Origin of the sequence: Synechococcus sp. BA-120 BA3 (assembly GCF_034931285.1) — a bacterium.
Classification (GTDB): domain Bacteria; phylum Cyanobacteriota; class Cyanobacteriia; order PCC-6307; family Cyanobiaceae; genus Cyanobium.
On the sequence record NZ_JAYGHZ010000061.1, the window covers coordinates 1 to 7,746 of the forward strand.

Here is a 7,746-nt window from a genome sequence, read left to right on the forward strand (position 1 = left end):
GCCGCCAGCAGTGCGGCCTCGCCCTGGGGGCCCTGGCCCGCCACCTGCAGCTGCCCCTGCCGGCCGACTGGAGCGAGCGCAGCGGCGGCTACGGGCTGCATGTGGCCCGGTTCCGGGGCCTGCCCAGCGACGCGCGCATCCTGGAGCTGGTGGCGGCCATCCCCAACCCCCGCTGGCGCCTGGCCTATGGCCTGATGGCCACCTACGGCCTGCGCAACCACGAGGTGTTCTTCTGCGACCTCTCCGCCCTGGCGCCGGGGGGCGACCGGGTGCTGCGGGTGCTGCCCACCAGCAAGACCGGGGAGCACCAGGTGTGGCCGTTCCAGCCCGACTGGGTGGAGCGCTTCGGCCTGGAGGGCCTGGGGGAGGGCGGCGCGGAGCTGCCCCGGGTCTGCACCGACCTGCGCCGCACCACCCTGCAGCAGGTGGGCCGGCGGGTGGCGGAGCAGTTCCGCCGCTACGGGCTGCCGATCACCCCCTACGACCTGCGCCACGCCTGGGCCGTGCGGACGATCCACATCGGCCTGCCGGACACAGTGGCGGCCCGGATGATGGGCCACTCGGTGGCGATCCACACCCGCACGTACCACCACTGGATCACCCGGCGGGACCAGCAGCAGGCGGTCGACACGGCCCTGGCGCGGCTCCGCCAGAGTGCCCCAAACGGACACCGCTCCCCATGACGGCGAACGCCTCCCCGACCCCCGCCGCCGCGACGGACGACGCCCTGGCCCTGGATCGCCAGGCCGAGGAGCTGGGACCGGGGGGCGACCTGGCCCCCGAGGCGGACCAGGAGGCCTACCGCCGCCGCATGCAGCGCCGCCGCGAGGTGCAGCAGCAGCGGGTGGGCGAACGCAACCTGGAGAAGGGGCTGGTGCTCGTCTTCACCGGCGAGGGCAAGGGCAAGACCACCGCGGCCCTGGGCCTGGTGCTGCGCACCCTCGGCCACGGCGGCAAGGTGGCGGTGGTGCAGTTCATCAAGGGCGGCTGGCAGCCGGGGGAGGCGCGGGCCCTGCAGCGTTTCGGCGACGACCTTCACTGGCATGCCCTGGGTGAGGGCTTCACCTGGGAGACCCAGGACCGGGAGCGCGACCGCCAGCTGGTGCGCAGTGCCTGGGAGCGCTCCTGCGCCTACCTCGCCGACGGCGAGCGCAAGCTGGTGGTGCTCGATGAGATCAACGTGGCCCTCAAGCTGGGCTACCTCGAACCCGAGCGGGTGCTGGAGGGTCTGGCCCTGCGCCCGCCCCTCACCCATGTGGCCCTCACCGGCCGCGGCGCCCCTCCGGCCCTGCTGGAGCGGGCCGATCTGGTCACGGAGATGAAGGTGGTGCGGCACCCCTTCCGGGAGCAGGGGGTCAAGGCCCAGGCGGGCATCGAGTACTGAGCCCCCCCGGCCATCGCCGGGATCAGCCCAGGTCGTTCCGCAGCCGGGCCAGGCTGCAGACCAGCACCGACAGCCCGCTGACCAGCAGGGCCCGGTGCACCTCCGGCTGGCTCCAGAACCCCGGGCTGCCGCTGGCCCGGTCCAGCGCCGAGAGCGTCAGCCTGGCCATCACGTCACTGCCGCGGGGGCCGCGGGGTTCGCGGGGGCCATGGGGGGCGGGACATCCGGGCGGGTCGACGGCCATGGCGGTGCTCCTTTGCAGCAGTGAAGCGGGTGTCGTCGGTGCCGGCAACCTGGTGGCGGCGCAGGGGGGGTTGCTACTGTTCGGCCGATCGCACGAGCCGATGGCCTACAGGCGCGTTCTCCTCAAACTCAGCGGTGAAGCGCTGATGGGTGACCAGGGCTATGGGATCGATCCCGCCATCGTTCAGTCGATCGCCAAGGATGTGGTCGAGGTGGTCTCCGGCGGCACCCAGCTGGCGATCGTCGTCGGCGGCGGCAACATCTTCCGGGGCCTGAAGGGCTCGGCGGCGGGCATGGACCGGGCCACGGCCGACTACGTCGGCATGCTGGCCACGGTGATGAATGCCATCACCCTGCAGGACGGCCTCGAGCGGGCCGGGGTGCCCACCCGCGTCCAGAGCGCCATCTCGATGCAGGAGGTGGCCGAGCCCTACATCCGCCGTCGGGCCATCCGTCACCTGGAAAAAGGCCGGGTGGTGATCTTCGGCGCCGGCTGCGGCAACCCCTTCTTCACCACCGACACCACGGCCGCCCTGCGGGCGGCGGAGATCAACGCCGACGTGATCTTCAAGGCCACCAAGGTGGACGGGGTCTACGACAAGGATCCCGCCAAGCACAGCGATGCGGTCCGCTACGAGACCCTCACCTTCCTCGACGTGCTGAGCGGCGAGCTGGAGGTGATGGACAGCACCGCCATCGCGCTTTGCAAGGACAATGCGATTCCGATCGTGGTCTTCGACCTGTTCGGCTCGGGCAACATCGGGCGGGCGGTCGCCGGTGAGCCCATCGGCACCAGCATCGTGCCGGCACCACCCCGCTGACGCCCCCTCCCCACCACCCTTCCCCTGCCATGGATCTCGAAGCCAGCATGCGCAAGTCGGTGGAAGCCACCCAGCGCACCTTCAACACCATCCGCACCGGTCGGGCCAACCCCTCCCTGCTCGACAAGCTGACCGTCGAGTACTACGGCTCTGAAACGCCCCTCAAGTCGCTGGCGACGATCTCCACCCCCGACGCCCAGACGATCCAGATCCAGCCCTTCGACAAGGGTTCGATGGCCCTGATCGAGAAGGCGATCGCCATGAGCGATCTGGGCCTCACCCCCAACAACGACGGCCGGGTGATCCGCATCAACATCCCGCCCCTCACCGAGGACCGCCGCAAGGAGCTCTGCAAGCTGGCGGCCAAGTACGCCGAGGAGGGCAAGGTGGGCCTGCGCAACCTGCGGCGCGAGGGGATCGAACGGATCAAGAAGCAGGAGAAGGACGGCGAATTCTCCGAGGACCAGAGCCATGACGAGCAGGAGAAGGTCCAGAAGCTGACCGACCGCTACATCGCCGAGCTGGAGAAGCACCTGGCGGAGAAGGAAGCCGACATCCTCAAGGTGTGAGCAGCCCTGCCGATGCCGACGTGATCGTCGTCGGGGCCGGCCCCGCCGGCGGCGCTGCGGCGTTCCACCTGGCCAACCGGGGGCGCCGGGTGATCCTGCTGGAGGCCCAGGCGCCGGGGCGCTCCAAGCCCTGCGGCGGCGGCATGGCCGCCTCGGTGCAGCGCTGGTTCCCCTTCGATCTGGCCCCCGCCGTCGACCAGGTGATCCGCCGGGTGCGGTTCACCTGGTGCCTGGAGGATCCGGTGACGGCGGAGCTGCCCGGGGAGGCTCCGTTCTGGATCGTGCGCCGCAGCGTCCTTGACGCCTTCCTGGGGCAGCAGGTGGTCGGGGCCGGTGGCGAGCTTCGCCATGGCTGCCGGGCCGAGCGGATCGAGCGCCGCGGTGATGGCCTCTGGGAGGTCGCGGGTCCGGGGGATCTACGGCTGCGGGCCAGGGCCGTGGTGATCGCCGATGGCTCCGGCTCCCGCTTCGCGGCGCCCCTGGGCCTGGGGCCGGCCCGGCCCCGGTTCGCCGCCACCGTGTCGGTGGAGGTGGCGGCGGATCCCGATCCCGCCGACATGGCACGGTTCGAGTTCGGCCTGGTGCACCACGGCTTCTGCTGGGTGTTTCCGCGCCGGGGCGGCTACAGCATCGGAGTGGGCACCTTCGTCGGCCAGCAGGAGGCCGACAGCGGGGCAGTGCTCTCCGCCCTGCTGCCCAGCCTGGGGCTGCCGGAGTCGGCGGGGGAGCGGCGCCACGGCCAGCTGCGCCTCTGGAACGGCCACCACCCCCTCCATGGTCCGGGCCTGGTGGCGGTCGGAGACGCCGCCTCGCTCTGCGATCCCTTCCTGGCCGAGGGCCTGCGCCCGTCCCTGCTGAGCGGCTGCGAGGCGGCCGCAGCCCTCGACCGGTGGCTGGATGGCGATGGCCCTGCCCTGGAGCAGTACAGCCTGCGGATGCGCGAGGCCTGGGGCGATTCGATGGCCTGGGGCAAACGCATCGCCCAGGTCTTCTACCGGGTGCCGCGGGTGGGCTTTCAGCTCGGCATCAAGCGGCCCACCGCGCCGCAACGCATCGCCCAGATCCTCTCGGGGGAGATGGGCTACGGCGAGATCGCCCAGCGGGTCATCCGCCGGCTGCTGTTCCAGCGGGGCTGAGCGGCCAGGCTCGCTGCCGAGGGCCGACCGTGCTCAGTTACGGGTCACCCCCTTGAGGTCCCGCAGGCGCTGGTCGATGGAGCCCAGCAGCTCGATGGCGAACATGGGCGCCTCCTGGACGGCGAACAGGAACTTCTCGCGGTTCATCACCAGCAGCCGGCAGGGGGTGAGGGCCGTGGCATGGCCGTAGCGGCGGTGGTCCTGGGTGACCAGGGCCCCGGCCCCGAACACGTCCCCGGCCCGGATGTCCTCGTGGCCGGCATCGGCGTTCCAGCTCAGCCGCACCGTCCCCTCCAGCAGGCCGAACATGCAGTCCCCGGGTTCACCAGCCCGGAAGATGACGGAACCGGCCTCGACATCCCGCACCTCACCTTTGTCGGCAAGGGCGCGCATGGTGTCGAGGGCATGGACGGTGTGGGCCATTCGCGGAAAGGGAGGGGTCCCATCCTTGCCCATCAAGGTGAACAACCGTTCAAGGAACGGCCGATGGCGAAAGGACCGGCCCTCAGCGGCTGATCGCCAGCGGCGCTCCCAGGCCGCCGCGCACATCCTCGGGAGCGAGGCGGCCGTCGTTATCGGTGTCGAGGGCATCGAAGACAGCATCGCTGCCGAGCCATTCCTCCCGGGTGATGCAGCCGTCACCGTCGAGATCGTTGAGCAGGAAGATCTCGTGAACCGCATGGGTGAAGGCGGCCCCGCCCTCGATCACGGCCAGGCGATGGGCCAGCTGGCCTTCGAGGGTCTCGATCGCCTTGGAGAAGCCCCGGATGCCCTCGTCCAGCTTCTCGCTGGCCATGGCGTCGGCGGCCATCATCGTGCGGAAGGTGGCTTCGTCCACGTGGATACGATCTTCGCTGGGCCCCGGATGGGCGGCATCGAGGCGCCGTTCCAGCAGGCCGTCGCTCTGGCGCAGCTGGTCCATCAGGGCCGGGGAGATGGTCAGCAGGTCGCAGCCGGCGAGTTCGACGATCTCGTCGATGTTGCGGAAGCTGGCCCCCATCACCTCGGTGCCGTAGCCGTGGGTCTTGAAGTAGTTGAAGATGCGCGTCACCGAGAGCACGCCGGGATCTTCCGCCCCGGGATAGCTGTCGCGACCGGTGGATTTCTTGTACCAGTCGAGGATGCGCCCCACGAAGGGGGAGATCAGGGTGATGCCCGCCTCGGCGCAGGCCACGGCCTGGGCGAAGCCGAACAGCAGGGTGAGGTTGCAGTGGATGCCCTCACGCTCAAGCACCTCCGCCGCCTTGATCCCCTCCCAGGTGGAGGCGATCTTGATCAGCACCCGGTCGGCGCCGATGCCCGCCTGGGCGTAGAGGCCGATCAGCTTGCGGGCCTTGGTGATGGTGGCCTCGGTGTCGTAGCTGAGGCGCGCATCCACCTCGGTGGAGACCCGGCCCGGGACGATCCTGAGGATCTCCTTGCCGAAGGTGACGCTGATCTCGTCGATGGCCTCGCGCACCACATCCTCGGCCGGGGCCTCGGCGCCGATCACCTGCCGGGATTCGCGCAGGGAGCGGTCGATCAGGTCCTGGTAGGTGGGGATCTGGGCGGCGGCCAGGATCAGGGAGGGATTGGTGGTGGCATCCCGCGGCGTGAACTGGCGGATCGCGTCGATGTCGCCGGTGTCGGCCACGACCACGGTCATGGCGGCCAGTTGTTCGAGAAGGTTGGCCATCGTGGAACGGGGTCGGGCGCGATGTCTGCTGGCTCCGACGCTAGCCATGGCCCCCCGCGGCGAGGCACCGGGGTTGTGGGAATGAGGACAGGGCGGCTCAGGAGCGCGTGGCTTTGGCGGTGATCCGGGTGGTGGGCTCGGTGGGCGGCACCTTCTCGATCACCAGCAGGGCCTCGGCGATCTGACGGGCCACCGGCAGGGCCACGGTGGAGCCGTAGGCGTTGCCCCCCTGGGGCTCGTCGACCACCACCAGCACCACGTAGCTGGGATCACCCGCCGGCAGGATCGCCACGAAGCTGCAGATCCGGGCGCCGGGGATGTACACCCCGTTGCGGGCCTTCTGGGCCGTGCCCGTCTTGCCGGCGATCCGGTAGCCGGGGATCTTCATGCCCTTGCCGTTCTCCACCACCGATTCCATCCACTTGACGACGGTGCGGGTGATGGCCGGATCGAGCAGCTGGACGCCCGTCGGGGAGGTGGCGCTGGCCAGGGCATCGCCGGAGCGGAGACCGCGGGTGATGTGGGGGCTCACCAGCCGGCCGCCGTTGGCGAGCATCCCGTGCAGCTGCAGCAGCTTGAGGGGGGTGAGGGAGAAGCCCTGGCCGAAGGCGGCGACGGCCGGCTCGATCGGCGCCGAGGTGAATTCGCTGCGGCTCTTCAGCTGGCCGGCCACCGCCCCGGGCAGGTCCGTGTCCGGCATTTCGTCGATCCCGAAGGCCCGCAGCCAGTGCCAGAAGCGATCACGCTTCACCTGGGCCATGGCCTTCACCATCGCCACGTTGCTGGACACCTGCAGCACCGTGGGGTAGTCGATCAGGCCGTTAGCGCGACGGTCGTGGTTGAAGATCGGCCAGCCACCGATCGTCAGCTGGCCCACGTCGTTCACCTTGTCGCCGGGGCGGATCGCCTTCTCCTGCAGGGCCAGGGCCAGGTTGATGGGCTTGAAGGTGGAGCCGGGCTCATAGAGATCCTGCACCGACCATTCCCGGAACAGGGCGGGGCTGTAGCTCCAGAACCGGTTGGGGTCGTAGGTGGGGGTGGAGGCCAGGGCCAGGATTTCGCCGTTGCGGGCATTCATCACCAGGGCGGCGCCCTGCTTGGCACGCCACTGCTTCACCTGCTTGGTCAGCGCCTGCTGGGCCACCTGCTGCAGACGGGCGTCGAGGGTGAGCTGCAGCCGCAGGTCGTCGCCGTAGAGCGCCCCGGCCTGCAGGCCGTCGGGCAGGGGGGTGCCGTCGGCGCCGCGGCGCATGCTCAGCGTCACCTCCTGGCGGCGCAGGTCGCGGTCGCGGCTCTGCTCCAGACCCGCCTGGGCGACCCGCTCCAGGTTGAGGAAGCCCACCACATTGGCGAACAGGGACCCCTGGGGGTAGACCCGCTGGGGGTAGGCCTCCAGATCGAGGCCGCTGATGCCGAGCTCCTTGACCCGGTTCGCCGTTTCCGGATCCAGGCCGGTGGCGAGCTTGACGCCGCTGCGGCGGCTGCCGATGGTCTCCAGCAGGGCGGCCGGCGGCTTGGCCAGCACCTTGGCCACCTCCCTGACCACATCAGCGGGGGGACGGATCTGCTGGGGCTCGTCGCCGGGGAGGTTGAAGTAGCGCGGGTGGGCCCAGAGGGTGTAGCGCTCCTCGTCGAGGGCCACCAGCCGCCCCATCCGGTCGACGATGGTGCGCCGCTTGCCGATGGGGGTGATCGCGTGGGTCTGAATGGCCTTGGCCCGGGCCTGGAGAACGGGGGCCTGCACCACCTGCAGCCAGGCCAGCCGTCCCGCCAGCCCGACCAGGGCCGCGCAGAGCAGGAGATAGACCGTGAGCATGCGGCCGGTGGGGATCGGCTGGATCTCCACCACCCGGCGGGTGGCCGCTCCCCGGGGGCGGCGGGCGCCCCCGGCGGCGCTGGCCTGGGGGCGGCCCTCGCC

The 7,746-nt window shown here is 70.7% G+C and carries 9 protein-coding genes; 5 read left to right on the forward strand and 4 right to left on the reverse strand.

The features are described from left to right. Together VB737_RS04340 and cobO are read left to right on the forward strand one after the other, a co-directional pair. Positions 1 to 683: site-specific integrase (locus tag VB737_RS04340; protein ID WP_500311436.1), on the forward strand; the 683-nt coding region annotated here is incomplete at its 5' end. Then, the gene (cobO, locus tag VB737_RS04345; RefSeq protein ID WP_500311438.1) at positions 680 to 1,384 is read left to right on the forward strand and encodes a cob(I)yrinic acid a,c-diamide adenosyltransferase; all 705 of its coding nucleotides are present in this window, start codon (positions 680 to 682) and stop codon (positions 1,382 to 1,384) included. The genes VB737_RS04340 and cobO, both read left to right, overlap by 4 nt. Before the next feature lie 22 nt (positions 1,385 to 1,406). Here cobO and VB737_RS04350 read toward each other — a convergent pair whose 3' ends face one another. After that, positions 1,407 to 1,628 (reverse strand): hypothetical protein, encoded by a 222-nt coding sequence (locus tag VB737_RS04350; RefSeq protein ID WP_500311440.1) that lies wholly within the window; start codon positions 1,626 to 1,628, stop codon positions 1,407 to 1,409. A gap of 100 nt (positions 1,629 to 1,728) precedes the next feature. On the opposite strand from VB737_RS04350, the gene pyrH reads away from it, so the two are divergent. The 3 genes from pyrH to VB737_RS04365 are packed head-to-tail and all read left to right on the forward strand — an operon-like array spanning position 1,729 to position 4,153. Next, positions 1,729 to 2,448 (forward strand): UMP kinase, encoded by a 720-nt coding sequence (gene pyrH / locus VB737_RS04355; protein WP_106221345.1) that lies wholly within the window; start codon positions 1,729 to 1,731, stop codon positions 2,446 to 2,448. 29 nt (positions 2,449 to 2,477) lie between these two features. Then, positions 2,478 to 3,017 (forward strand): ribosome recycling factor, encoded by a 540-nt coding sequence (gene frr, locus VB737_RS04360; protein ID WP_015107735.1) that lies wholly within the window; start codon positions 2,478 to 2,480, stop codon positions 3,015 to 3,017. Further along, the gene (locus VB737_RS04365; RefSeq protein WP_500311443.1) at positions 3,014 to 4,153 is read left to right on the forward strand and encodes an NAD(P)/FAD-dependent oxidoreductase; all 1,140 of its coding nucleotides are present in this window, start codon (positions 3,014 to 3,016) and stop codon (positions 4,151 to 4,153) included. The genes frr and VB737_RS04365 overlap by 4 nt, the downstream gene beginning before the upstream one ends. 33 nt (positions 4,154 to 4,186) lie before the next feature. On the opposite strand, the gene VB737_RS04370 is transcribed toward VB737_RS04365, so the two are convergent. The 3 genes from VB737_RS04370 to VB737_RS04380 form a co-directional block, all read right to left on the reverse strand. Next, positions 4,187 to 4,576, reverse strand: a complete 390-nt coding sequence (locus VB737_RS04370) for a Crp/Fnr family transcriptional regulator (protein WP_500311445.1) — start codon at positions 4,574 to 4,576, stop codon at positions 4,187 to 4,189. A gap of 82 nt (positions 4,577 to 4,658) precedes the next feature. Beyond that, a complete protein-coding gene (locus VB737_RS04375) occupies positions 4,659 to 5,828 on the reverse strand; it encodes a transaldolase (RefSeq protein ID WP_500311447.1) in 1,170 nt (389 codons plus the stop codon). 97 nt (positions 5,829 to 5,925) lie between these two features. Beyond that, positions 5,926 to 7,746: peptidoglycan D,D-transpeptidase FtsI family protein (locus VB737_RS04380; protein WP_500311449.1), on the reverse strand; the 1,821-nt coding region annotated here is incomplete at its 5' end.

Excerpts from the sequence above, each read along its gene's own strand:
- cobO (WP_500311438.1), top strand. The coding sequence starts at position 680 with ATGACGGCGAACGCCTCCCCGACCCCCGCCGCCGCGACGGACGACGCC.
- pyrH (WP_106221345.1), top strand. The coding sequence starts at position 1,729 with ATGGCCTACAGGCGCGTTCTCCTCAAACTCAGCGGTGAAGCGCTGATG.
- VB737_RS04375 (WP_500311447.1), bottom strand. The coding sequence starts at position 5,828 with ATGGCCAACCTTCTCGAACAACTGGCCGCCATGACCGTGGTCGTGGCC.
- VB737_RS04350 (WP_500311440.1), bottom strand. The coding sequence starts at position 1,628 with ATGGCCGTCGACCCGCCCGGATGTCCCGCCCCCCATGGCCCCCGCGAA.
- frr (WP_015107735.1), top strand. The coding sequence starts at position 2,478 with ATGGATCTCGAAGCCAGCATGCGCAAGTCGGTGGAAGCCACCCAGCGC.
- VB737_RS04370 (WP_500311445.1), bottom strand. The coding sequence starts at position 4,576 with ATGGCCCACACCGTCCATGCCCTCGACACCATGCGCGCCCTTGCCGAC.